Origin of the sequence: Mesorhizobium loti CJ3sym (assembly GCF_000472785.1) — a bacterium.
Taxonomy (GTDB): domain Bacteria; phylum Pseudomonadota; class Alphaproteobacteria; order Rhizobiales; family Rhizobiaceae; genus Mesorhizobium; species Mesorhizobium loti_E.
The window spans coordinates 45,597-70,821 of sequence record NZ_AXAL01000027.1; the positions used below are offsets into that span (position 1 = coordinate 45,597).

At 63.8% G+C, this 25,225-nt stretch carries 21 protein-coding genes; 7 read left to right on the top strand and 14 right to left on the bottom strand.

The features are described 5' to 3' along the window. Positions 1–3: 3 nt before the first annotated feature. Positions 4–1,578, top strand: a complete 1,575-nt coding sequence (locus A3A9_RS0129505; RefSeq protein WP_027061848.1) for a glycosyltransferase — start codon at positions 4–6, stop codon at positions 1,576–1,578. Between the two features lie 83 nt (positions 1,579–1,661). Here A3A9_RS0129505 and A3A9_RS41375 read toward each other — a convergent pair whose 3' ends face one another. The 3 genes from A3A9_RS41375 to A3A9_RS0129520 form a co-directional block, all read right to left on the bottom strand. Then, a complete protein-coding gene (locus A3A9_RS41375) occupies positions 1,662–2,552 on the bottom strand; it encodes a hypothetical protein (protein ID WP_245279151.1) in 891 nt (296 codons plus the stop codon). A 78-nt stretch (positions 2,553–2,630) separates the two neighbouring features. Further along, positions 2,631–3,206, bottom strand: a complete 576-nt coding sequence (locus A3A9_RS0129515) for a DUF1349 domain-containing protein (protein ID WP_027061849.1) — start codon at positions 3,204–3,206, stop codon at positions 2,631–2,633. 54 nt (positions 3,207–3,260) lie between these two features. Continuing rightward, positions 3,261–4,700, bottom strand: a complete 1,440-nt coding sequence (locus tag A3A9_RS0129520; protein ID WP_027061850.1) for an aldehyde dehydrogenase family protein — start codon at positions 4,698–4,700, stop codon at positions 3,261–3,263. A gap of 274 nt (positions 4,701–4,974) precedes the next feature. On the opposite strand from A3A9_RS0129520, the gene A3A9_RS0129525 reads away from it, so the two are divergent. The 6 genes from A3A9_RS0129525 (at position 4,975) to A3A9_RS0129550 (ending at position 13,200) form a co-directional block, all read left to right on the top strand. Next, positions 4,975–5,634, top strand: a complete 660-nt coding sequence (locus tag A3A9_RS0129525) for a TetR/AcrR family transcriptional regulator (protein ID WP_033838866.1) — start codon at positions 4,975–4,977, stop codon at positions 5,632–5,634. 167 nt (positions 5,635–5,801) lie between these two features. Then, positions 5,802–8,213 (top strand): GcvT family protein, encoded by a 2,412-nt coding sequence (locus A3A9_RS0129530; RefSeq protein ID WP_027061852.1) that lies wholly within the window; start codon positions 5,802–5,804, stop codon positions 8,211–8,213. A gap of 37 nt (positions 8,214–8,250) precedes the next feature. After that, positions 8,251–9,504, top strand: a complete 1,254-nt coding sequence (locus tag A3A9_RS0129535; RefSeq protein ID WP_027061853.1) for a sarcosine oxidase subunit beta — start codon at positions 8,251–8,253, stop codon at positions 9,502–9,504. A gap of 21 nt (positions 9,505–9,525) precedes the next feature. Continuing rightward, positions 9,526–9,792 (top strand): sarcosine oxidase subunit delta, encoded by a 267-nt coding sequence (locus tag A3A9_RS0129540; RefSeq protein ID WP_027061854.1) that lies wholly within the window; start codon positions 9,526–9,528, stop codon positions 9,790–9,792. Further along, positions 9,789–12,674, top strand: coding sequence for a sarcosine oxidase subunit alpha family protein (locus tag A3A9_RS0129545; RefSeq protein WP_027061855.1), 2,886 nt, complete (start codon positions 9,789–9,791; stop codon positions 12,672–12,674). Before A3A9_RS0129540 ends, A3A9_RS0129545 begins: the two co-directional genes overlap by 4 nt. Continuing rightward, positions 12,667–13,200 carry a hypothetical protein gene (locus A3A9_RS0129550; RefSeq protein WP_027061856.1) on the top strand — a complete coding sequence of 178 codons (534 nt, stop codon included), beginning with the start codon at positions 12,667–12,669 and terminating at the stop codon, positions 13,198–13,200. Before A3A9_RS0129545 ends, A3A9_RS0129550 begins: the two co-directional genes overlap by 8 nt. Positions 13,201–13,209: 9 nt before the next feature. Here A3A9_RS0129550 and A3A9_RS0129555 read toward each other — a convergent pair whose 3' ends face one another. The 11 genes from A3A9_RS0129555 to ssuD all read right to left on the bottom strand — a co-directional run bounded on the left by A3A9_RS0129555 (position 13,210) and on the right by ssuD (position 24,918). Next, positions 13,210–13,695 (bottom strand): hypothetical protein, encoded by a 486-nt coding sequence (locus A3A9_RS0129555; protein ID WP_027061857.1) that lies wholly within the window; start codon positions 13,693–13,695, stop codon positions 13,210–13,212. 117 nt (positions 13,696–13,812) lie between these two features. Beyond that, on the bottom strand, positions 13,813–14,373 hold the full coding sequence (gene msuE / locus A3A9_RS0129560) for an FMN reductase (protein WP_027061858.1): 561 nt from the start codon (positions 14,371–14,373) through the stop codon (positions 13,813–13,815). 71 nt (positions 14,374–14,444) lie between these two features. Continuing rightward, positions 14,445–15,692 carry an SfnB family sulfur acquisition oxidoreductase gene (locus A3A9_RS0129565; RefSeq protein WP_027061859.1) on the bottom strand — a complete coding sequence of 416 codons (1,248 nt, stop codon included), beginning with the start codon at positions 15,690–15,692 and terminating at the stop codon, positions 14,445–14,447. A gap of 24 nt (positions 15,693–15,716) precedes the next feature. Further along, complete coding sequence (locus tag A3A9_RS0129570; RefSeq protein ID WP_027061860.1) at positions 15,717–16,523, bottom strand: ABC transporter ATP-binding protein; 807 nt, start codon at positions 16,521–16,523, stop codon at positions 15,717–15,719. Positions 16,524–16,602: 79 nt separating this feature from the next. Further along, positions 16,603–17,940 (bottom strand): ABC transporter substrate-binding protein, encoded by a 1,338-nt coding sequence (locus A3A9_RS0129575; protein ID WP_027032710.1) that lies wholly within the window; start codon positions 17,938–17,940, stop codon positions 16,603–16,605. 82 nt (positions 17,941–18,022) lie between these two features. Continuing rightward, positions 18,023–19,063 carry a branched-chain amino acid ABC transporter permease gene (locus tag A3A9_RS0129580; protein WP_027061861.1) on the bottom strand — a complete coding sequence of 347 codons (1,041 nt, stop codon included), beginning with the start codon at positions 19,061–19,063 and terminating at the stop codon, positions 18,023–18,025. Between the two features lie 3 nt (positions 19,064–19,066). Further along, on the bottom strand, positions 19,067–19,966 hold the full coding sequence (locus A3A9_RS0129585) for a branched-chain amino acid ABC transporter permease (RefSeq protein WP_033838867.1): 900 nt from the start codon (positions 19,964–19,966) through the stop codon (positions 19,067–19,069). Beyond that, positions 19,963–20,898, bottom strand: coding sequence for an ABC transporter ATP-binding protein (locus A3A9_RS0129590; protein ID WP_027061863.1), 936 nt, complete (start codon positions 20,896–20,898; stop codon positions 19,963–19,965). The genes A3A9_RS0129585 and A3A9_RS0129590 overlap by 4 nt, the downstream gene beginning before the upstream one ends. Positions 20,899–21,021: 123 nt before the next feature. Next, the gene (gene sfnG, locus A3A9_RS0129595) at positions 21,022–22,122 is read right to left on the bottom strand and encodes a dimethylsulfone monooxygenase SfnG (protein ID WP_027061864.1); all 1,101 of its coding nucleotides are present in this window, start codon (positions 22,120–22,122) and stop codon (positions 21,022–21,024) included. 166 nt (positions 22,123–22,288) lie between these two features. After that, on the bottom strand, positions 22,289–23,749 hold the full coding sequence (locus A3A9_RS0129600) for an FAD/NAD(P)-binding protein (RefSeq protein WP_027061865.1): 1,461 nt from the start codon (positions 23,747–23,749) through the stop codon (positions 22,289–22,291). Beyond that, on the bottom strand, positions 23,746–24,918 hold the full coding sequence (gene ssuD, locus A3A9_RS0129605; RefSeq protein WP_027061866.1) for an FMNH2-dependent alkanesulfonate monooxygenase: 1,173 nt from the start codon (positions 24,916–24,918) through the stop codon (positions 23,746–23,748). The genes A3A9_RS0129600 and ssuD overlap by 4 nt, the downstream gene beginning before the upstream one ends. Positions 24,919–25,225 lie beyond the last annotated feature (307 nt).

Sequence of the window (25,225 nt, forward strand, 5' to 3'; positions counted from 1 at the left end):
CCGATGATCCCGCCAATCCTGCACCAGACATGGAAGACAGACAGCGTTCCCGCACGCTTCCAGGCATATGCCGACAGCTGGAAACGGCATAATCCGCACTGGACGGTGATGTTCTGGAGCGATCGGATGCTGCTCGAATTCGTGGCCGGGCACTATCCTGATTTCCTGCCGATGTTCTGCAGCTATACGAACGGCGTGCAGCGCTCTGATGCGGCCCGCTACATGCTGCTGCATCATTTTGGCGGGGTCTACGCCGACATTGACTGTGAATGCGTCGCACCCTTCGATTTGATCATGAATGAGAACCGTGTCGTGCTGTGCAAGGAGCCGGCCTCGCATGCGGCCGTCCAGACGGATTTCCGGGGTCTGCCCTATCTCCTGTTCAACGGGACAATGGCGAGCCCGCCCCAGCATCCCTTCTGGATGCATCTCTTGTCCATGATGCCCGGGCTCGCCGGCGCCAAGGATGTGCTCGACGCGACCGGCCCTTGCCTGCTGACCTCCGCGCAGCGCGGCTACAACGATCAGGCAGCCTTCGCCATTCATCCCTCGGGCCTGTTCGCACCGGTGACGTCGACCGGGAGCACGGAGCGCGAGGCCAGCGACGATACGACAGCGCTTTCGATCCATCACTGGGCGGGCACATGGTGGACCCCCGAGCCGCCACCGACATGGCTGACCAAACTTCGCAACAAAGCCTACCGGCTAAAATATCATCTGACGCGCGGCGCTCATCTGAGTAAAGCTGCGGCAAAAGCCAGCGTCGACAAGGCGGTTCTGTCGGCGCCGCCACCCCCTGGCCGCAACATCGCCATTCTGGTGCCGCTTCGCGACGCCGCGGACCTCATCCAGCCTTTTCTCGATGCGCTAGACGGGCTCGACTACCCCAAGGACAGGATCAAGCTGGTTTTCTGCGAAGGCGACAGCCTGGACGGCAGCTGGGAAAGGCTACACGCTGCAACAGCAGGATTAGCCGGCAAATATCGCGACATTGTGCTGTTGCAAAGACAGGTCGGCACCAGCTTCGACAGGGCAAAAAGGGCAAGGCCCAGAATGCAGCGCGCCAGGCGCGGCGCAATTGCCAAGGTACGAAATTACCTGATCGATCACGGATTGGACGCAGATGACGCCTGGGCGCTGTGGATCGATATCGACGTCTGGCGCTTTCCCGGCGATACGCTGAACCGGCTGATCGCCGCCGGACATCGCATCGCGGTACCCAACTGCGTCAAGATCGCCGGCCGCGGCAGCTTCGATCTCAACAACTTCATTATCAGGGGCCAGGGCAGGGATTACCGATACTTTCGCGAGATCCGCGGTGGTCTTCATCAGCCTCCGGCGACGACACCACATCGCTATCATCTCAGCGATGTCAGGCATCTCGACATTGTCGGCCTCGATGCGGTCGGAGGAACCATGCTGCTGGTCGATGCGGCGTTGCATCGCGGCGGCTTGCGCTTCCCCGAAATTCCCTACCGCGACCTGATCGAGACCGAAGCGTTTGGCTTGCTCGCCAACGATCTCGGCATCCGGCCGGTAGGCTTGCCGAAGCTGGAGATATTACACGTTCCGTGGTGAGGCAGCAGCCTGCCGGAGCTCTTCGCGCAGCGGCTCCAGATAGGTTTGCGGGCGCAGACGGTTCCAAACATAGTCCTGCCCGGTCAGATGCGAGGCCTGCGCGATCCAACGCGCCGGCGCCTGCGGAGCTGATGCCAGTCATCGACGATGATGACAGGCAGGCCTTCGTAGAGAGGATCGAGCGGCGAGGTCTTGGTCACGACGATGCAGCCGAGATATAGCAATTCCCATGTCCGATGACAGTCGAGGCCGTTTCCCACGGTCGAAACCACAAGCGGGTATTGCGAATACAGCTCCCAAATCCCGCGCTGCGACACTCGCTTTTTCAGGAAATCGACATGCGGGCATCCGTCCAGGGCCTCGAGCACCTCGCGACGTTGGCTCGAGCCCTTGCTGACGCTGAAATCGCAGAACACCCTGGGCTGACGACGATCCGCATTGCCTTGCCCGGCGCGCAAGGTCCGCAACTGCCGCACCATGCCGCTGGGCGCTATAAGCGAACGTGGCGTATGGAGGTCCAGTCCGATCGGGAACGGCTTGATCCTGGGATGACCGCCATCGCAATTCTGGCTGTACCAGCACACTAGATAGGGATTGGCGAGAAGCCGCTGCACGGTATCTTTTGCCAGATCCGACGGCACCGAACAATCGCCATCGGTGGTCATCAGGATGAAAGGAGCCTTGATCGTTGGCAGGGCTATCCTGGTGAACGTATCAAGGTCACAGTTTCGCTGAACCCTGGCCAAGCTGCTCAGCCGCACCCAGACTATGCCGTGCGCGCCGCTGTAGTGGTCACGGAAAAACGCCTCGCTTTGTGCCGATTCGGTCGGAGTACAGCGATACCAGTCGGGCCCGGCGAAATCGCAGAAATGCCCGATCCCTTGCGACCACAGCACGGGAGGAACGCTGAAGAACCTCAGCGCCTTGGAAAAGACAGCCTTTTTGCGTTTTGCCCACCAGCGCTTCATGCCCATCGGCAACGCTTAGCCCAGACGCCTCCGCGGCTGCAATGTCCTGCGGAGCCATTCGCACAGGTCACGCGAGAGTTCGCCTCAGTCGTGTAATTCTCGCGAAATCGGCGGGCCGACCGAAAATCCGGAGAACGTGACTTCGAAACCCTCGCGCTGCGGCGAGCAGCACATCATGCCGACATCGACCGTCTTCGAGATCGGGAAATAGGCAAGCCGTACCGGCTTCCAGTGGCCGTCGGAAGCATCGAGATACTGGACGCGGATCGCCTCGCCGTGGCGGGTCAGGCGGATGCTGACGCCATTGGGATCGGCATGGATGGCCACCAGCGACCAGTCCGATGTGTCGTTGGTGACGACGACGGAGAAATAGGCGAGGCCGTCCGTGTATTCGATGCCGGCCTTGACCCAGTGCGTTTCGCTCAGCCGGATCATCAGTCCAGCCTGGTCGTAGAGCACCTTGTAATCGCCTTTGACGGTGACTTCGGCGGTGAAGTCGCCCTCGACCGGCCGATGCAGGAAGTGGCCGTTGTCACGCCAGAAACCGTAGAAGGTCTCGCGCCAGAAATCGGTTTCCTTGCCGGTGCGCACGCGCACCGCATCGCCGTCGATGGCATGATGCGGCGGCGGGTTAAGCCAAGTCAGATCCTGCAATGCCATTGCCTCGTGCCGATTCCCCGGTGAAAGCTCGCCGGCCGATGAGCCGGCGCCCGATCATCCCGCAAATGTATAGGCGGTCTTCACCGTGGTGTAGAACTCGGCAGCGTAGCGGCCCTGCTCGCGCGGGCCGAAGCTCGAGCCCTTCCGGCCACCGAAGGGGACATGGAAATCGACGCCCGCCGTCGGCAGGTTGACCATCACCATGCCGGCTTCGGAATTGCGCTTGAAATGCGTGGCATGCTTCAGGCTCGATGTGCAGATGCCCGAGGTCAGCCCGAAAGGCGTGTCGTTGGCGACGGCGAGCGCCTCGTCATAATCCTTGACGCGGATGACGCTGGCGACAGGGCCAAAAATCTCCTCGCGCGAGCTGCGCATGGCATTGGTGGCCTCGGTGAGCAGCGCTGGGCTGAGGTAGAAGCCCGGCGTCTTGCGGTCGAGCCTTTCGCCGCCGAAGGCGAGCGTGGCGCCTTCCCTGACGCCGATGGCGATATAGTCCTCGTCCTGCTTCAGCTGGGTCGCGTCAACCACCGGGCCGATCTGGGTCTGGGTGTCGAGCGCATCGCCGATCACCAGCTTGCCCATGCGGTCCTTGAGCGCGTCGACGAAACGGTCATGAATACCTTCGGTCACGATCAGCCTGGACGACGCCGTGCAACGCTGGCCCGTCGAGAAGAAGGCGCCGTTGAGCGCGCAATCGACGGCGACCGCAAGATCGGCATCGTCGAGCACGACCAGCGGATTCTTGCCGCCCATTTCGAGCTGGAACTTGCGCATGTGCTCGACGCTTGCGGCAGCGACGCGTTTTCCCGTGCCGACCGAGCCGGTGAAAGAGATGGCGTTGACATCGGGACTGTCGAGCATCGCCTGGCCGACAACAGAGCCCTTGCCCATGACGAGGTTGAGCACGCCCTTGGGCAGGCCGGCGCGATGCAGGATGTCGACGATGGACCAGGCGCTCTCTGGAACGAGTTCCGCCGGCTTGAAGACGATGGTGTTACCATGCGCCAGCGCCGGCGCGATCTTCCAGGCCGGAATGGCGATCGGGAAATTCCACGGCGTGATGATGCCGACCACGCCGACCGCTTCGCGCGTGATCTCGACGCCGACGCCCGGCCGCACACTAGGCACGACTTCTCCCGACAGGCGCAATGTTTCGCCAGCAAAGAAATCGAATATCTGAGCGGCGCGGATGGTCTCGCCAATGCCTTCGGCCAGCGTCTTGCCTTCCTCGCGCGCGAGGTTCCGGCCAATTTCGTCCTTGCGCGCCATGATCTCGTCCGAGGCCTTCTTCAGCACCGCATGGCGTGCCAGCGGACCGGAGCGCGACCATGCCGGGAAGGCAGCCTTGGCCGCCGCGATCGCCTGCTTGGCCTGCTCCACGCCTGCCGAGGCATATTCGCCGACGACGTCGCCGGTGTCCGAGGGGTTGATGTTGCGGGACTCGGCGTCGCCGACCCATTCGCCATCGATGAGGTTTTTTCGAAACTGCGCCATGTCCTGGTCTTTCCTGCTGATTGGCCGCGCGGCGGCATCTGTCTAAATTGGTATTTGCCAGACAAATGCGTTGCGGGAAAGCAAACACTGGTCGAGCAGCCGCGACAAAAATCCTCGGGCCTACCCGTGTGCCAATCGTGCGACGGTGCCAGCGCCTGGTCGACAGCAACCCGGCTAATATTCGCGGGGCGCCGTTCAGGCCCAGACGAATTGCTCTAGACAGATATGTCCATAGCCTTGATTTGCCCGGTGCGGCGTGTCATGCGTCGTGCTGATGGCAGCTCTCGAAACGACGATTCAGCGCGCCGGCGCCACAGGCAACATCAAGGCCACTCGTGAAGACTGGCTGAAGCTGGCGCTTGAAACACTCATCTCGGATGGTGTCGAACGCGTCCGTGTGCTTACGCTTGGCCAGCAACTCGACGTCTCGCGCTCCAGCTTCTACTGGTATTTCAAGAGCCGGCAGGATCTGCTCGACCAATTGCTTGACTATTGGCGGCAGACCAACACGAGGTTCATCGTCGAACGCGCCAACCGGCCCTCCGCGACCGTCATCCGCGGCGTGATGAGCATTTTCGAATGCTGGGTCGACGAAAGACTGTTCGACCCCCGGCTGGACTTCGCGGTCCGGGCCTGGGCCCGCCGCTCCCCTGCCATCAGGCGCGCGCTCGACGATGCCGACGAAGAGCGCGTCAAAGCCATACGCGACATGTATATGCGCCATGGCTATGAGGAAGAAGACGCGTTCGTGCGCGCCCGCGTCCTCTATTTCATGCAGATCGGCTATTACTCGCTCGAGCTCAACGAACCGATGAGCACCCGCTTGGCCCAGGTCGCCTCGTATCTGCGCAGCTTCACCGGCCAGGAGCCTCCGGCAGAAGATGTCGAGGACTTCGCCCGCTACGTCGAGAAAACGCTTTCCGGCAAACGGTAGACGCGGCAATCGGCCGGATTAGCCTCACGGTTTTCCCAACAACATACGTTTGGCGCCCACACCGCAACCAGCAGGTCCGCCTCGTCTGGGTCAACTCTGCAACGTACTAGACACATATGTACAATGCCGTTAGGGTGCGCCGTCATGATCTGACGGAGTGCGGCAGAATGAAATCGCAATACAGGGCGATCGTTATCGGCGGCGGCGTGGTTGGGGCCTCGGTGCTCTATCATCTGGCGAAGTTCGGCTGGAGCGATGTCGCGCTGATCGAACGCGAGGTGCTGACCGCGGGGTCGAGCTGGCACGCGGCCGGCGGCTTTCATGCGCTCAATGCCGACCCCAACATCGCTGCGCTGCAGGCCTATACGATCGATCTGCTGTCGGAGGTCGAAGAGGAATCCGGCCAGAACATCGGCATGCACATGACCGGCGGGATCTCGGTTGCGTCGGCACCGGAGCGATGGGAATGGTTGAAGGCCTCCTACCGCATTTTTCAGACCATGGGCATAGACGATGTCCATCTGGTCGGCGTCGACGAGATCAAGCAGCGCTGCCCGATCCTCAACACCGACGGCATGCTGGGCGGCCTCTATGCCGCGCGCGAAGGCCATATCGACCCTTCGGGCGTCGTCCATGCTTATGCCAAGGCGGCACGGAAACGCGGTGCCGACATCATCGAGCACAATCACGTGCTGGAGCTCAACCGCCGCGCCGACGGCAGCTGGGACGTGGTCACCGAGAAGGGCACTGTGGTTGCCGAGCACGTCGTCAATGCCGGCGGCCTGTGGGCCAAGCAGGTCGGCCGCATGGCCGGCATCGACCTGCCCGTTTCGCCGATGGAGCATCATTATCTCGTCACCGAGGCGCTGCCCGAGATCCAGGCGCTCGACCGGGAACTGCCGCTGATCGTCGACCTCGAAGGCTTCACCTACATGCGCCAGGAGCAGAAGGGCCTGCTGCTCGGCATCTACGAGATCAACCACAAGCACTGGAACATGGACGGCGCGCCGTGGGACTACGGCATCGAACTGATCCAGGAAGACACTGATCGCATCGCCGACGAACTGGCGCTCGGCTTCAGCCGCTACCCCTGCCTGGAAACAGCCGGCATCAAGCGCTGGGTGAACGGCGCCTTCACCTTCTCGCCGGACGGCAATCCGCTGGTTGGCCCGGTGCGCGGCGTTCCCAATTACTGGGTGGCCTGCGGCGTCATGGCCGGCTTCCTGCAAGGCGGCGGCGTCGGCAAGTCGCTGGCCGAGTGGATGATCCATGGCGAGCCGGAGGCCAACGTCTACGGCATGGACATTGCCCGCTACGGCGACTTCGCCTCCAACCGCGAATACATCAAACAGACGACCGGGCAGTTCTATTCGCGCCGCTTCGTCATGAGTTACCCCAACGAGCAATTGCCGGCGGGGCGTCCGCTGAAGACCGGAGGCGCGCATGACGCCATGGATGCGGCCGGCGCCCGCTGGGGCAGTTCCTGGGGCATGGAAGTGCCGCTTTATTTCGCGCCGCAAGGTTTCGTCGAAACACCGACGCTGAAGCGCTCCAACGCCTTCGAGATCGTCGCCCAGGAATGCCGCAAGGTGCGCGAAGGCGTCGGCCTGCTCGATATATCAGCCTTCTCACGCTACGAGATCAGCGGGCCGCAGGCGGCAGCCTGGCTCGACGGGCTGCTTGCCTGTGCCTTGCCCAGGCCGGGCCGAGCAAAACTCGCGCCGATGCTGGGCGAGAACGGCAAGCTCAAGGGCGATCTCACCGTCTTCAACTGGGGCGATGGCTCCTGGTGGATCATGGGGTCCTATTATCTGCGGCAATGGCACATGCGCTGGTTCGAACAGCATCTCGCCGACGGCGTTGCCGTGCGCGACATTTCGGACGCGGTCGGCGGCTTTTCGCTCGCCGGCCCCAATGCGCGCCGTCTGCTCGAAAGGCTGACGCATCAGGATGTCTCGCACCAAGCCTTCGGCTTCCTCGCCTGCGGGACGCTGGATGTTGGCCTCGTGCGGGCCAAGGTCGGGCGGCTCTCGGTCATCGGTGAGCTCGGCTACGAGATCCATTGCCAGGCCAATGAGCATGCGGGCCTCCGCCGCGCGCTGCTTGCGGCAGGCAGCGACCTCGGCATTGCCGAATACGGTTTTGGCGCGGTCAATTCGCTGCGGCTCGAAAAGAGTTTTGGCATCTGGTCGCGCGAGTTCACGCAGGATTATACGCCTGATGAGACCGGCATGGACCGCTGGATCGCCTTGGACAAGGGTGACTTCATCGGCCGCGAGGCCGCTCTGAAAGAGCAAAAGGCCGGCTCGAGGCGAACGCTGGTGACGCTCGAAGTTAACGCCATGGATGCCGACGCCAGCGGCTACGAGCCTGTCTGGAGCAGAGGCAAGCTTGCCGGCTTCGTCACCTCCGGCGGTTATGGCCACACGGTCGGCAAAAGCCTTGCCATGGCGCTGGTCGATCGCGATGCGGCCGGTATCGATACCGAGTTGACAACCCATATCGTCGGCGTCGAAAGAGGTGCGCGCGTCATCGCTTCGTCGCCTTACGATCCAGCGGGCAAGGCGATGCGGGCATGACCCATCGAACCGGTGCCACCCCGCGGAAGACCATGCCATGACCCGACGCTATTCCGCACTGTCGTTGTTCAAGGAGGGCCTGGCCGGCCAAACCGGCTGGAAGCAGGCCTGGCGCTCGCCCGAGCCGAAGCCGGCCTATGACGCGATCGTCATCGGCGGCGGCGGCCATGGGCTGGCGACGGCCTATTACCTGGCCAGGAACCATGGCATCGCCAGGGTCGCCGTGCTGGAAAAAGGCTGGATCGGCGGCGGCAACACCGGCCGAAACACCACCGTGGTGCGCTCCAACTATTATTATCCGGAAAGCGTCGAACTCTACGGGCTGGCGCACCGGCTCTATGAGGGCCTGTCGAAGGATCTGAACTACAACGTCATGCTGTCGCAGCGCGGCATGGTCAATCTTTGCCATTCCACCGCCGAGATGGAAGTGGGCGCTCGCACCGTCAACGCGATGCAGATCAATGGCATCGATGCCGAGCTGTTCTCGCCCGAGGATGTGCGGCGCGTGGCGCCGATCTATAATTTCTCCCCGGATGCACGTTTCCCCGTCTTCGGCGGCATCTGGCAGGGCCGCGCCGGAACAGCGCGCCACGACGCGGTCGCCTGGGGGTATGCACGGGCGGCGAGCCGGCTTGGCGTCGACATCATCCAGAATTGCGAGATCACCGATTTCGTCATCGAGGGCGGTCGCTGCCGCGGTGTCCAGACGACGCGCGGCACGATCCGCGCGGACCGTATCGGCATGGCGGTAGCCGGACATTCCTCGGTGCTTGCCGCCAAGGCCGGCTTCCGGCTGCCGATCAATTCCTATGCGCTGCAGGCCTGCGTGTCCGAGCCGGTCAAGCCAATCCTCGATACGGTGGTGTTGTCACCCGGCACCGGCGTCTATGTCAGCCAGTCCGACAAGGGCGAGATCGTCATCGGCGGCGGGCTCGACCGCATCCCGTCCTATGCGCAGCGCGGCAATCTGCCGACGCTGGAGACGGTGATCGCCGGCCTGCTGGAAATGTTTCCGATCTTCGGCCAGTTGAAACTGATGCGGCAATGGGCGGGCATTGTCGATGTCGTGCCGGACTCCTCGCCGATCATCGGTCCCTCGCCGCTGCCCAACCTGTTCCTCAATTGCGGCTGGGGCACGGGTGGCTTCAAGGCCATTCCCGCCGGCGGCACGCTGCTGGCGAACCTGCTGGCGACCGGCAAGCACAACGACATCAGCCGTCCCTTTGATCTCGATCGCTTCGCCACCGGGCGGCTGATCGACGAAGCGGCCGGCTCCGGCATCGCGCACTGAGACAGAGAACCCGAGGCAATCATGCAGCTCTTCCCTTGCCCGTTCTGCGGCCCGCGCGACGAGACCGAATTCCACTATGGCGGTGATGCGGGCAATGCCAGGCCCGATGGAGCGGACGTGCCTATCGACCGCTGGGCCGGATATCTCTACCTGCGCGGCAATCCGAAGGGCAGCGCGCATGAAATCTGGGTCCACATGACTTGTGGTGAGTTCTTCGTCATGGAACGCGACACTGTCACGCACAAGGTGCTGTCCTCGGCAGCCCTTGGCGGGGAGCACGCCGCGTGACCGCCTCGCGTCTCACCACAGGCGGCAGCGCCATCGACCGCTCACGCCCGATCCGCTTCAACTTTGACGGCACGACTGTGCAGGGTTTTGCCGGCGATACCATTGCTTCGGCGCTGCTGGCCAACGATGTCGCGGTCGTCGGCCGCAGCTTCAAATACCACCGGCCGCGCGGCATCTGGGGTGCCGGCGTCGAGGAGCCGAACGCACTGGTCGATGTCGGCGGCCCACAGGCGACGCCGAACACGCGGGCCACGACCGAGCCCGCTCGCGACGGGCTGGTGGCGAAAAGCGTCAACGCCACGCCCAATGCGCTGGCCGACCGCAACGCCTTCCTCGATCGTTTCTCGCGCTTCATTCCGGCGGCGTTCTACTACAAGACCTTCATGTGGCCGGACTGGCATATGTTCGAGCCGCGCATCCGCGCCATGGCCGGGCTGGGCAAGGTCGACACCGACTGGACCTCGCCGGGTACGGCGGACCAGATCAACCATCATTGCGACGTGCTGGTGGTGGGCGCAGGGCCGGCCGGACTGGCGGCGGCCAGGATGGCGGCCGGCGCCGGCCTGTCCGTCACGCTGGTGGACGATCAGCGGAACCCGGGCGGATCGCTCGGCCACCGCGCTGGTGAGATCGACGGCAAGCCGGCGGCCGTCTGGATCGAGGAGACGGTTGCGGAGCTTGCCGCCGGTGGCCATCTGATCCTGCCTTCGACCACCGCCTTCGGCATTTACGACCACAATCTTGTCGGGCTGAACCAGCGTCATCTCGACCGCCGGCGCGACACGCTGTGGCGGGTCAGGCCACGCCAGATCGTGCTGGCGACCGGCGCCATCGAGCGGCCGCTGCCCTTCGCCAACAACGACCTGCCGGGCATCCTGTCGGCGGATGCAGCGCTTGCCTATCTCAGGCGCCATGCCGTGCTCGTCGGCCGCCGCATCGTCGTCGCGACCAACAATGATAGCGCCTATGAGGTTGCGAGCGCGCTCGCGGAGGCCGGAGCCGATGTCACGCTGGTCGATATCAGGCGTGACGGCACGCCCGACACGCCAGCCAAGGTGCGGCTTGTCAAAGGACGGGCGCTTGCCGCCGCCAACGGCAAACTGCGCGTCGGGGGCGTAACGCTGGATGACGGCACCAGGCTCGACGCCGATTGCGTGCTGGTCTCGGGCGGCTGTACACCGACCATTCATCTGTTCGGCCAGGCCAAGGGCAAGCTCACATGGAGCGAGGCGCGTGCTGCCTTCCTGCCGGGCGATCCTGTCGACGGCATTTCGGTCGCTGGCGCTGCGGCCGGCGCAGTCTCCTTGTCGGAGGTGTTTGCGGGCTCGGAGAAAGCTGTTGCATCGCTCGGCCAGACGAAGGCAGCCGTGCCGCGCAGCACCGGGCCCGAGGCGACGGGCGGCATGGCAGCGGCATGGCCGCTACCCGGCTCGAAGGGGCGCATCTGGATCGACTACCAGAACGACGTGACCGTGAAGGATATCGAACTGGCGGCCCGCGAAAACTTCGTCTCCGTCGAACATCTGAAGCGCTACACGACGCTTGGCATGGCGACCGACCAAGGCAAGACCTCCAACCTGCCCGGCCTGGCGCTGATGGCCGGGATTACCGGCCGCACGGTGCCGGAGGTCGGCACCACCACCTACCGCCCGCCCTTCACGCCGGTGCCATTGGCAAGCTTTGCCGGCGCGCGCGTCGGTGAACTGATGGCGCCGGTGCGGCGGCTGCCGCTGGAGAATGTGCACCGCTCCAGCGGCGCCGTGTTCCAGGAGTATGGCGGCTGGCTGCGGCCGGCTCACTATGGTGGTCGCGACGCCGATGCGGAACGCGCCATCCAGGACGAAGCGTTGCGCGCGCGCAAATCCGTCGCGCTGTTCGACGGTTCGACGCTGGGCAAGATAGAGGTGATCGGCCCGAAGGCCGCCGAATTCGTCGATTTCCTCTACTACAACACCATGTCGACGCTGAAACCGGGCCGCTGCCGGTACGGCTTCATGCTGTCGGAGAACGGCGTGGTCTTCGATGACGGCGTTCTGGTGCGATTGGACGAGCATCGCTTCGTCGTGTCGTGCTCGTCCTCGCATGTCACTGCTGTGCACGCCCGGTTGGAGGAATGGCGCCAGGATCGCTTCGGCCGCGATGCGGTATACATCCACAACGCAACGTCAGAGATGGCAACGCTGACCGTTTCCGGGCCGAATGCGCGGAAGCTGCTCGAAGCAGTTGGGCTCGGCCTGTCGCTCGACGATGCCGCCCTGCCACATATGACGGTGGGCCACGGCAGCTATGCCGGCAACGAAGTGCGCGTCACCCGCGTCAGTTTCACCGGTGACAGGAGTTACGAAATTTCGATCCGGGCGGATCGCGCCGAGCCGCTATGGGCGCAGCTGCGTCAGGCCGGCCAGGCTTTCGAAGCCGTTCTCATCGGACTCGAAGCGCTGATGATCCTGCGCGCCGAGAAAGGCTTTATCGTCATCGGCAAGGACACGGACGGCACGACGCTGCCGCATGATCTCGGCAGCGAAGGACCGCGTACCAAACGCCAGACCGAATATGTCGGCCGCCGCTCGCTGTTTACCGAGGAGGCTTCGCGAAACAACCGCATGCAGCTTGTCGGCCTGACGGTGCCGCAGGGCGAGGCGCCGTTGCCAACCGGGGCGCATGGCATAAAGCGGGAGAACGGCAAGCTGCACAGCCAGGGCTTTGTCACCTCGAGCTACCAGAGCCCGACGCTTGGCCGACCGATCGCTCTTGGCCTGATCGAGCGCGGCGCGACAAGGCATGGCGAGACGATCGAAATCCAGCATCTCGGCAAGGTGAGGAAGGCAATGATCGCCGCGCCTTGTGCCTTCGACCCCGCAGGAGACCGGCTCAATGCGTGACCTCGCGGAAAAATGGTCTGTCGCACCGGACTGGCAGAACGCCACAATCGATGTGCCGGGACTCAAGATAGGCTCGATCTCCGGGCTGCACCAACGTCTCGTCAGCGGCGACCTTACCGCGTGGGCCGAGGCATCCGGCTTCGATGGAACGGCGGTCGGGGCATTCGGCCCGGCCGAAGGCATACGCTACACGGTACGCCTGGCACGCGACCGGCTGCTTGCCGTGTCCACCACGCCGATCGGCATGGCGACGGGATGGTTCCCCCAAGGGTTTGCGGTGACGGAGATCAGCGCCGGGCTGCAGGTGTTCGAGGTCGAAGGCTCGGCACTTGACGCTTTCATCGCACGCGGGACGACGCTCGATCCCCGGCAGCCAAGCGCCAGTGCCGCGCTTTCCTTCGCCGGCATCAGCGCCATCGTCTATCGTCGTGAGCACAGGCTGCGGATCCATGTCGATCGCGGTCTCGCAGCCTATCTCTGGACGTGGATGGAGCAGGCTGCCGGCCATATCGCGGCCGGCAAATAGCCAGCACGTTCAGAGCGTGAACGACCAGAACAGGCAGGCCAGCGTCGCGGCGGCGAAGATCACGAAGAACAGGCTGCGCAACAGCACGTTGCGGCGCAGTTCGTTCATGACGAAATGACAGCCGACAATCGCTACGGCAAACAGGAACCGCCAGTTCAGCAATGCCAGAAGAGCGCTGCCCTGGCCGAAGGCCCATCGCGCGAGAAGGCCGCCGACAATGGTGGCAAACAGCACGATCACCGTCCAGAAGATCGCGTCGGCGGCATGGGTCAGCACGATGCTGGCCGCGCGGATCGGCAGGATCATCATCAGCAGCGCGCTGAGGAAGAAGACCGCAGCCAGCGGAATGAAGGTTCCGGCATCGGCGATGCCGTCGAGGCGCTTCACCCCGATCACGCCATAGGGATAGCCGTGCCGGGCCACCGCCAGACTTAGCGCCATGAGCAAGGCGGTCAGCACGGCGACAAGTGCGAAGGTCGTGAGGGCTTTGCTCATGGTGCTCCTGTCCCGGGCGAATCAGACAGGAACAGGTTTAACCGGTGGTCGTAAATTGCACGTAAGCGAGCGTGCCGCCCGCGCGAATTTCGATCAGCGAAATCCGCTGTCGGCCTGCTACTCGGCAGCGACCCTGCCTGCAGAACGATTGGCCAGCACGAAGCCGACCTCGTCGACCGCTTGCGCCGCACGCTTCAGGATGGCATCGGAGCGCAGCACGCCGTCGGTGAAATCCTTGTCGGTGGCATAGACGGCGGTCGGCAGCGTGAAGGCCTCGAAGAAGCCGAACAGCGGCCGCAACTGGTGCTCGACGATCAAGGCGTGGCGCTCGCCGCCGCCGGTGGCGGTCAGCAGGATGGGCTTGCCGCGCAGTGCTGCCGGATCGATCAGGTCGAAGAAGTGCTTGAACAGACCGGTATAGCTGCCCTTGTAAGTCGGCGAGCCGACCACCAGCACATCAGCCGCGAGTATCTCGGCCAGGATCGGTTGCGCCTGGCTGTCGAGGTCGCGCGCCCACCTTGCCGTACCCAGCGACGGGCCGACATCCTCAATGTCGTAGGTGCTTGCCGATAAGCCATGGCGCGCGGCGATGTCCCTGGTGACCAGCTCGACGAAGGCGCGCGTCTTTGACGGTCGGGTGATGTTGCCGGAGAAGCCGACGACTGTTGGGTTTGACATGGTGACTGGGCTCTCTTTGGTCATGATGGTCGAAATCTTGAAGGGCGGGCCACCCGCCCGCCGGTGTGAAATCAGCTCCAGGCGTGCAGCGGCGGGTTTTCGCCGTTGAGGAAGTATTTGCCGAGGATCGAGTACTTCCAGCGCACCGGGTCGTGCAGCGTGTGGGTGCGGGCGTTGCGCCAATGCCGGTCGAGATTGTGCTCGGCCAGCGTCGAGCGCGTGCCGGCCAGTTCGAACAGTTTGTTCGTCGCGGCGATGGCAACCTCCGTCGACAGGATCTTCGCCTCGGCGGTGACGATCTGCGCATGCGCCACCGTTTCGGCGGTCGGCTCAGCAACCGCCCGATCGATTGCCAGGCCGGCCTTTTCCAGCAGCGCCTGCGCGGCGTGCAGGCGCAGCGTCAGGTCTCCGACCGCCTGGATGGTGTAGGGATCGTCCCAGGCATTGTCGACGCCACTGTCGATCCAGGCGCGGCTTCTGGTCCTGACGAAGTGAACCGTCTCGTCGATCGCCGCCTGGGCAATGCCGGTGTCCACCGCCACCTGGATGATCTGGAAGATAGCGCCGTCGGCGGTCGGCTTGTCATAGCCCCTGTAGCCGGGCACCAGATGCGTCTTCGGCACCTTGACGTTGTCGATGATCACCGTGCCCGACAAAGTCGTGCGCTGGCCAAAGCTCGACCAGTCGTCGATGACGGTCAGGCCGGGCGCGCCACGGTCGGCGATCGCATACCAGGCACGGCCCTCGTCGTCGAGCGCCACGATCGGCACCAGATGGGCAAGCAGCGCACCGGACGAATAGAATTTACGGCCATTGACAACGACATGGTCGCCGGCATCGGTGAAGCGGGTCTCGAAATCGGCGGCGCGCTTGGAGCCGAACTCGGAAAAGGCATTGCCGAACCGCGTGCCTTTCAGCGCTTCGGCGAACAGCAGCTTCTGCTGTTCCGGGTCCGACACGGTGCGGATCGCGGCGATAACGCCGAGATGGTTCTGCGCGATCTGGCCGATCGAGGAATCCGCCGCCGAGATGATCTCGATCACCTTGGCCAGCGTCACGTAGGACACTTCCGGCCCGCCGAATGCCTTGGGCACATTGATCGACCACAGGCCGCTTTGCGAGAAGGCGTCGAGTTCGGCGACCGGCCAGATGCGCTCGCGGTCACGCTTGGAGGAGCCCTTGACGAATTCGGCGGCGAGCGCATGAGCGATCGCGATCGCTTCGGCGTCATCGCTGATGATGTGGGCCGGCGCCGACGGCCTTGCGACTGGCGGCACGGCGGCGGAAGCGTGGTCGGTCTTGACGGTCGAGACGGTCATTTCACTGCTCCTTGATATCTGATTTCAAGCGACGGCGTGGAGATGGGCTGATTTGGCAGCCGGCGATGGCTGTTGCCCGGTGGTCGATTGACCGAGATAGAAGGCGCGGACGTCCTCGCGCTGGCGAAGATCGGCAGCCGCGCCCGAGAGAACGGAAACGCCGTTTTCGAGCACCGTGGCGTGGTCGGCGTATTTGAGAGCCACCGCCGAGTTCTGTTCGGCGACCAGGATCGACAAGCCGGTCTCGCGGTTGAGCTTTCTCAGCGTCTGAAAGATGTCCTGAACGATGAGCGGGGCGAGCCCCATTGACGGCTCATCCAGGACCAGCAGGCGCGGCCGTGACATCAGTGCCCGGCCAATGGCGGTCATCTGCTGTTCGCCGCCGGAGGTCAGGCCGGACAGTGTCCGGCGCTTTTCCAGGAGACGGGGGAAGTAGCCATAGATGCGTTCGAGATCGGCATTGATCTCGGCCCGGCTGCCGCTGCGGCCGATGCCACCGGTGACCAGGTTCTCCTCGACGGTGAGGCTCTTGAAGCAATGGCGGCCTTCCAGCACCGGAACCAGGCCGGCGCGCACGAGGTCGCCGGGCTTGCGGCGCGACACATCGTTGCCGTCATAGCGGATGGTGCCGGCGTTGACCTGGCCGCGTTCGGCCGGCAACAGGTTGGAGACGGCCTTCAGCGTCGTGGTCTTTCCCGCGCCATTGGCACCGAGCAGCGCCAGGATTTCGCCGCGCCGGATCTCGAAGCTGACGCCGTGCAGCGCCGTGATGGCGTGGTTGTAGGTGGCATGGATCATGTCCACTGCAAGGATGACGTCATTGTCCGGCATGGGCTCTTCTTCCGCGGTTCCAGGAACCGTAAGGGCCGGGCGCCACGGAACCTTGTCCGTGGCGCCCGGCATTGGCTGATCAGTTGGTGGTCACGGCGTTGGCATCGTCGGCGGTGCGCAGCTTGATGCCCTTCTCCTTGGCATAGGCTTCAGCCGACTTCTCGATGATCGGCCGCAGCAGGGCCCAGTCCGGCGCGATCCAGTCGGAGACGACGTTCCACTTCTTGCCGTCCCACTGCTGGAAGGTCACGTAGCCTTCGCCCTCGTGATTGTCCCAGCTGACATTGATCGAGTGGAACAGGTCCTTGGCGCCGAGCGCCTCGACCTTGGCCGGATCGAGCTTGAGGTGTTCGAAGCCCCAGCGGACTTCGTCGCCGGTCAGCGTGCGATGACCGAATTTCTCCTGCGCGACACGGATCGCCTCGACATTCAAAATGCCGTTGACGATGCCGAGATTGTGGTAGACCGAGCCGATGCGCGACTTGTCTTCGAGGTTGCCCTTGCCGGCGCCGTAGACGGTCTTCACGATCTCTTGCACCACCGGATAGGAGTTGCCGGAAGCCTGGGTGGTGATGGCGGTGTAGCCCTTGGCGGCGTCACCGGCCGGGATGACATCCTCTTCCGAATTCGACCAGACATTGCCGACGATATGGTCGACGGGATAGCCGACCTTGACCGCCGTCTTCAGCGCCACCGGGTTCATCACGCCCCAGCCGCGCAGGACGACGAAATCCGGCTTGGCGCGGCGGATGGTCAGCCACTGCGACTGCTGCTCGTTGCCGGGATGCGGCACCTCGATCTGCTGCACGGTGAAGCCGTATTTCTGCGCCAGCAATTCATAGATTGGGATGGTCTCCTTGCCGTAAGGCGAGCCGTGATAGAGCACGACGATCTTCTTGCCCTTGAGCTTGTCAATGCCACCTTCCTTGGAGGCGATGTAGTTCACGATGCCTGATGTCTCGCTGTAGGGGTTGAGCAGCAGCGGGAAAACGTACGGAAAGACACGTCCGTCGGTGGAGTCGGTGCGGCCATGGTTGACCGTGATCAGCGGCACTTTGTCGGCGGTGATGCGGTCGATCATGGCATAGGCGATGCCGACCGAAAGCGGGTTCCAGGCGGCAGCACCGGCATGGCTCTTCTGTCGCTCGTAGCATTCGACGCCGCGCTCGACCTCATACTGGGTCTCGCATTCGTCCCAGGTCAGCTTGACGCCGTTAACGCCGCCATCGCGGATGTTGATGAGGTTGAGATAGTCGATGAAGCCGCCGAAGAAGCCGGTGCCGCCGGCCGCATAAGGCCCGACGCGATAGCTCTGCAGCGGGAAATACTGTTCGTCGGCGTGGGCGGCCGGCAAGGCCACCGACACGATCATCGCCGCGGACAGCGCCGCCGCCTTGATTGTGCTGAGGAAGGTCATGGCTAGGGTTACTCCGGTGTGAGCCGTCTTAGGTTCGGCCTCTGGTTCATTTTCAAATGCGATTCACTTTCAGATGCGCGGCTCAGGTCGACTGCCAGGCGAACAGGAGCCGTCTTCGGACCCTGTCCCACAGGGCCACAAGCCCGTCGGGTTCAAGGATCAGAAACAGGATGATGAGGGCGCCGAGCACAATGCGCTGGCTCATGTCGAGCACGCCTGAGTCAAAGACATCGCCAAGCAGGAAGCCGCCAAGGCGCGACAAAGCCAGCGGAAAGACGACGATGAGGGCGGCGCCGAAAAAGGCGCCACGGATCGAAGCGAGGCCGCCGATGATGATGATGAACAGGATCTGGAACGAGCGATCGAGATCGAAGCCGTCCGGCTCGACGGTTCTGAGATAGGCGAAGGCCCAGATGACGCCGGCGACGCCGATGATGAAGGAGGAGATGGCGAAGGCCAGAAGCTTGGTCTTCAATACGGGTATGCCGATGATGCGGGCGGCGGTTTCATTGTCGCGGATGGCAATGAAGTTGCGCCCGGTCTGCGACGAGACCAGCCGGTAAGCGAGGAAGGTCAGCGCCGTAACGATGGTCAGGGCGAAGAGATAGCGGCCCACGGCACCGTCGAAAGCGAAGCCTGCTATCGACAGCTTCGGCGCGTCGATGACGCCCGACGCGGAGTCGTTGGAGAACCAGCTGAACTTGGTCAGCGCCCATTGCACGAAGAACTGCGCGGCAAGCGTCGAGACCGCGAGATAGAAGCCCTTTAGCCGCAGGCTGGGCAGGCCGAAGACGATGCCGATCGCGGCGGCGACAATGCCGGCCAGGAAGATGCTGCCGATCAGCGGCAGGCCTTCGACGCGCAGGTTGAAATTGTAGGCGGCAAAGGCGCCGGCCGCCATGAAAGCAGCGCTGCCCAGCGAAACCTGGCCGGCATAGCCGGTGAGGATGTTCAAGCCGACGCCGGCGAGGCTGAGCGCCAGGAACGGCAGCAGGATGGCCTCGAACAGATAGCTCGAGCCGATGAGCGGCACGACGCCATAGGCGAAGGCGAGCAGCAGAAAGGGCACGATCCATTTCGGCAGCACCGGTGCGGAGGAAAAACTGCCTGTGATTGCGGTCATGGCTCAGACCCTTTCCACAAGCTTCTGGCCGAACAGGCCGGAAGGACGGATCAGGAGGAAGACCAGGGCGACGACATAGGCGAACCAGCTCTCGATGCCGCCGCCGAAATAGTCGCCGATATAGACCTCGGCGAGCTTCTCGCTGGCGCCGATCAAAAGCCCGCCGACAATGGCGCCGAGGATGGAATCGAAGCCGCCGAGCACCAGCACCGGCAGCGCCTTGAGCACCACCAGCGACAGCGAGAACTGCACCCCGAGGCGCGCGCCCCACAACAGCCCGGCTACCAGCGCGACGAGACCGGCCGCGGCCCAGACGGTGCCCCAGATCAACGGCAGCCTGAGGCCAACCGCGAGAGCGGCGAACTGATCGTCTGCGACGGCGCGGAAGGAGAGGCCGATGCGGGTGTAGCGGAAGAACAGTGACAACAGCAGAACCATGCCGGCGGCGACCACCGCCGCGAAAATGTCGAACTGGCTTATCAGCACGCCGCCGATCTCCAACGGCACGTCCTCGATGCCGAGATCGAGACCATGGACCTGCGTGCCCCAGATCAACTGGGCGGCGCCCTCGATGATGTAGGACAGGCCGAGCGTGGCCATGAACAATGTGATCGGCGGCTTGTTGGTCAGAGGCCGCAGCACGGTGCGCTCGATGGCGACACCCATCGTCACCATGATGGCGAAGGTGATGACCAGCGCCAACGCGAACGGAATGCCGCGCTCGACAAGGCTGACGAAGGTGAGCGCGGCGAACAGCAGCATCGCGCCCTGCGCGAAATTGAGCACGCCCGAGGTCTTGTAGATGAGCACGAAGCCGATCGCGACCAGCGAATACATGACGCCGGAGAGCAGGCCGCCGACGAGCACTTCGATGAAGAACTGGTAGTCGAAATCGGCGATCATATGCCTGCCCCATCCTCATTGTCGGAGGCAACGCCGAGATAGGCGTCGATGACACGCTGGTCGTTCCTGACTTCATCAGGCGTGGCGTCGGCGATCTTGCGGCCGTAGTCGAGAACGGCGATGCGATCGGACAGGCCCATGACGACGCCGACATCGTGCTCGATCAGCACGACGGTGGTGGCGAAACGGTCACGCGCGGCGCGCACGAAGTCAGCCATCTCGCTCTTCTCACCGGCGGTCATGCCGGCCATCGGTTCGTCGAGCAGCAGCAGGCGCGGCTCTGCAACCAGCGCGCGGGCCAGTTCGACCCGCTTCTGCAGCCCGTAGGGCAGCGTGCCAGCGAGACGGTCGCGGACAGCGGTGAGATCGAGGAATTCGAGGATCTGGTCGGCGCGGCTCTGCGAGTCGCGCTGCTCGCCACGCGAGCGACCAATGCCCAGCACCTGGCCGGCGAAATTGGAGCGGACCTTGTAGGCGAGGCCGGACGCGACATTGTCGAGGACGCTGAGGCCCTTGAACAGAGCAAGGTTCTGAAACGTCCTGGCGACGCCGAGATGCGCCAGCCGCTGCGTCGGCACCTGGGCATAGCTGACGCCATCGAGTTGGACATGGCCGCGGTCCGACCGATAGACGCCACTGATGACGTTGATGAGCGAGCTCTTGCCGGCACCGTTCGGGCCGATGATGGCGCGGATTTCGCCCGGGTAAACCGACAGGTCGATATCGGCGAGCGCGACGACACCGCCAAACGACAGGCCTATGCCGTGAAGCGAGAGCAGCGGAGTGGCGGCGGCCGTGGCAGCCCCCGTGGGTTCGGTGCTGCCTTCGGACTGCTGCTCACGGCGCAATGCCGACGGCAAGCCACGCGCAAAGACCTCCGGCGCATAGACCGCGGCCTCCATCATTCCAAGGGCATAGCTGGCCAACGGCATTCCAATCGTCCTCGATTGCTTCAGCAGGCGCACAAATCCCCGTTGCGGTTCGATCCCTCGAGCGCGCCGGATATCTTCATGGATGTGCTGGCCGGAAACTCTCCCGGCCAGCCAGTGGGATGGCTATTCCGCTGCCAGTGAAGCTGCCTGTTCGGCATCCTCCAGCTCGCGAACGAGCGGGATGACGTGCTTGCCGAAATATTCGACCTCTTCCTGGAAATGCAGGAAGCCGAGCAGGATGAGATCGGCGCCTGCACGCTTCAGATCGACGATGCGCTCCGCGACCTGCTTCGGCGTGCCGATCAGGTTGGAGCGGAAGCCGTCATTGTACTGGACCAGATCCTCGAAGGAGGATTTCGCCCAGTTGCCCTCGCCTTCGGGCGAAGCCTTGCCGGCATTCTTGACCTCGTGGCCAAAGGCGTTGACGGCCTCGGGATTGGCCTTGCCGATGATTTCGGCGAGCACCGCCTTGGCCTCTTCCTCGGTCTCGCGGACGATGGCGAAGGCGTTGACGCCGACCTTGACGGAATGGTTGTTGGCCTTGGCCTTGGACTTCAGGTCGTCGACCTGCTTGGCGATTTCGGCCGGCGTGTTGCCATTGGTGAAGTACCAGTCCGAAACGCGTGAAGCCATGTCGCGTGCCGCACGCGACGAACCGCCCTGGAAAACTTCAGGCACCTGCGGCGGCTTCGGCTTCAGCGAATATTCGTTGAAGCGGTAGAAATCGCCCCGGAAGGTGAAGCTGTCTTCGGTCCATATTCCGCGCAGTGCACGGATGAATTCCTCCGAGCGGCGGTAGCGCTCGTCATGGTCGAGCCAGTGCTCGCCGATGGCGTGGAACTCGCCACGGAACCAGCCGGAGACGAGGTTGATGGCGACGCGGCCATTGGTCAGATAGCTGATGGTGGCGAGCTGCTTGGCGGCGAGTGCCGGATTCCACGGGCCGGGCAGGATCGCCGCGATGACCTTGAGCGTCGTGGTGGCCGCCAGCAGATCGTGGCTGAACGCCACCGATTCATGCTGCTCGTCGGCGCCGTAGCCGGCGGTGAAGCGGATCTGGCTCAGCGCGTAGTCGAAGCCGGCTTTTTCGGCGATCTGCGCCAGCTTGCGGTTGTACTCTGCCGAATGGTTGGTGCGCTGCTCGATGTCGGAAATCACCAGGCCGCCCGAAACATTCGGCACCCAGTAGGCGAACTTGACCGCGTCGGTCTCTGCATGTGCCATGAACTGTCTCCCATTCAGGCCGTGTCGTTGATCGGTCCGGTCGACGCCGGATTTCCACAGTATTTATTATGTCTATTGATTATATATACAAAGTAGGATTTTCCGTTTTTGGCGCCCTCTTGGGTCGGAAATACCAATTTTGCCCGGCCAAGCCGGCTTTCGCCTGTCAGCGCCCGACCGGACTATGCGCGGCATTGGCGCCGATGGCCTCGGCCGGCAGGAGCGTTTCGAGCAATCTTGCGATTTCGCCAGCGACTGCCTGGGCATGGCGAGCGACCTCGGGCAGGCCCATGAGTTCGCCAAAGATCCCTCGCGCCAATGGGCCGGCGACGAAGAGGCTGGCGGCCGCCCGGCCATCCCGGCCGACAGCACGACTGTCGAGATTCGTCTCGATGCCTAGTCCGTATTGGTCGACCCTGATCAGCCCGGCCTCGGCCAGTGAGCGCAGCGCCGGATTGAGCTGAAGCGCCTGCCCATGGGCCGGTCCTGTCGTGTTGATCACGGCATCGAAGCGGGCGGTCTCGATCCGCGTCTGGCCGCGCCGTTGAAGGCTGACCGCGAGGCTGTCGCCCTCATCGTTCGACGCGACAAGCCTGGCGGCGATGGTGTCGAACGTGCCGGCGCTCTGGCGGCGGTCGAGCACGGAAGCGATCTGCGGCGCGATCCGGAAGCGATGCACGTCCCAGAACACGCGAAGCTGACGAACCAGCCTTGCCCGCTCCGGCGGCGCAAGGGCGGCCCACAGCAGCGGACCCTGCAGGCGCAACTGATCGAAAACCGACTGCCAGTTGACGTTGGCCTCGCGAGCCGCCGTCAGTGTCGCGCGAATGTTCTTCAGCAGGCCGAGCGCTGATGTGGCCGGCGCCGAAGCAAAATCGCCGAAGGGCTCGCCTCTGACATCGGGATGGCCGCGCGAGCGCAGTCCGCGACGCGACAGCGCCAGGATGCGGCCGCGATGGCCGCGACGATCAAGCTCGGCGACCATGTCGGCCGAGGTCAGCCCGGACCCGACGATCAGCACCGAGGCTTGCGGTCCGATGCCGGCAAGTGCCGAAGCGGCGTAGGGATCGGCGATGAAGCCTGGCGCTTCCGCCAGTGACTCCAGCGCATTGGGAATTCCAGGTTGAGGATGCGTCGCCGCCAGGATGACGATGTCGGCTGCGACAGGCCCGGCGGATGTCTGCACAATCCAACCAAGGCCATCACCGTCGCGCGTCACGCCTGTGGCAGCGCCTTCCACGTGACGAACCGCGCCTGAAGCAAGATAGGGAGCGAGGTGCTCGGCGACGTAGCGGCCGAAGACGCGCCGGCGCGGATAGATGTCGCCGTTTTGCCAGAGGGCGTCCGTGTCGCTCTCAATTTCTCCACTGGCAGCCAACCAGCGCGCAAAGTGCTGCGGGTCATCGGGCGCCATGCTCATCCTGATAGCCGGGACATTGACCCGGTGCGATGGCTCCTCGCTGGAATAGGCAAGGCCGCCGCCGAGCGCCGGGCGCAGCTCGATCACCGAAATCGACAGGCGCTCCGGCCGATGCGCCCGCGCCAGATGCCAGGCTACTGCAGCGCCGGTAAAGCCGCCGCCGATGATGGCGACGCGCAATCGGCGGGCCGGGGGCAGCGCGTTCACGAGGCGCTGGCGAGCGACTTCGGCCGGTGGTCGCCGGCGATGGTCTCGCCGAACGGTCCGGTGTTGACCGACATGCTGGCCGCTTTGACCGGATGATCCGTCGGCAGTTTCGGCAGCACCAGTTCGCCGAAACGATAGGCTTCTTCGAGATGCGGATAGCCGGACAGGATGAAGGTGTCGATGCCGAGGTGCCGGTATTCGTCGATCCGCTCCGCGACCGTATCGGGATCGCCGACAAGCGCTGTGCCCGCACCGCCGCGCACCAGACCGACGCCGGCCCACAGGTTGGGCGCGATTTCGAGCTTGTCGCGGCTGCCGCCATGCAGCGCGCTCATCCGCGCCTGGCCGACCGAATCCATGCGGGCGAAGACTTTCTGGGCCGAGGCGATCGTTGCGTCGTCGAGCCGGCTGATCAGGCTCTCCGCCGCGGCCCAGGCCTGTTCGGTGGTTTCGCGCGCGATGACATGCAGGCGAATGCCGAAGGAAAGTTTTCGGCCGGCCTTCTCGGCCAGTTCGCGCACGGCGTCCAACTTGCGCTCGACATCGGCTGGAGGCTCGCCCCAGGTCAGGTATTTGTCGATCTCCTGCGCCGCGACCACCGAGCCGGTATCCGACGAGCCGCCGAAATAGAGTGGCGGATAGGGCGTCTGCACCGGTGGAAACAACAGGCGGCCGTCCTCGATGTGGAAATGCTTGCCCTGGTGCTCGACCGTCTCGCCGCTCAGCACGCGCTTGTAGATCTGCAGGAATTCCTGCGTCACTTCGTAGCGCTCGGCATGCGAGAGGAAGATGCCGTCGCCCTTGTTCTCCAAGGGATCGCCGCCGGTGACGACATTGATCAACAGCCGGCCATTGGAGATGCGGTCGAGCGTGGCGGTCATCCGTGCGGCGAGTGTCGGCGACTGCAGGCCGGGCCGCACGGCGACGAGGAAGCGCAGCCGCTCGGTGAGCGGCGCCAGCGCCGAGGCGATCACCCAGGAATCCTCGCAGGCGCGGCCGGTCGGCAGCAGCACCCCATAATAGCCCAGCGTGTCGGCGGCCTTCGCCACTTGCGTCAGATAGGGCAGGTCGACGGCCCTGCCGCCTTCGGTCGTGCCGAGATAACGGCTGTCGCCATGCGTCGGCAGGAACCAGAGAACCTTGATGCGGTCGGGAACGTCCTTGGTCATGGCTGGCCTCCCGCAATGCGGCGGCGGCCTGTTCCTGACGGGGTTGAAAGCGGGCGCAGAAGGGCGGGCATGGCGGAGTCCTGTCCGGGGAAAACCAGATCGCCAGCGCACTTTGCTTATTCTATAAACTCTGTAGAGTTAGTTTATTCCAAATCCGCTGCCTAAATTGGAAAATCTCTCCGCAGGATGGCCGCAGCGGCCCCCACGTCACGTTCGGGGATGCCGAAGGTCCTCGGTCACGAGGCAGCCAGATCAAGTGGCTTTCACCTCGTTGAGCCGGCCTATCGAACACGCGGCATTCCAATAT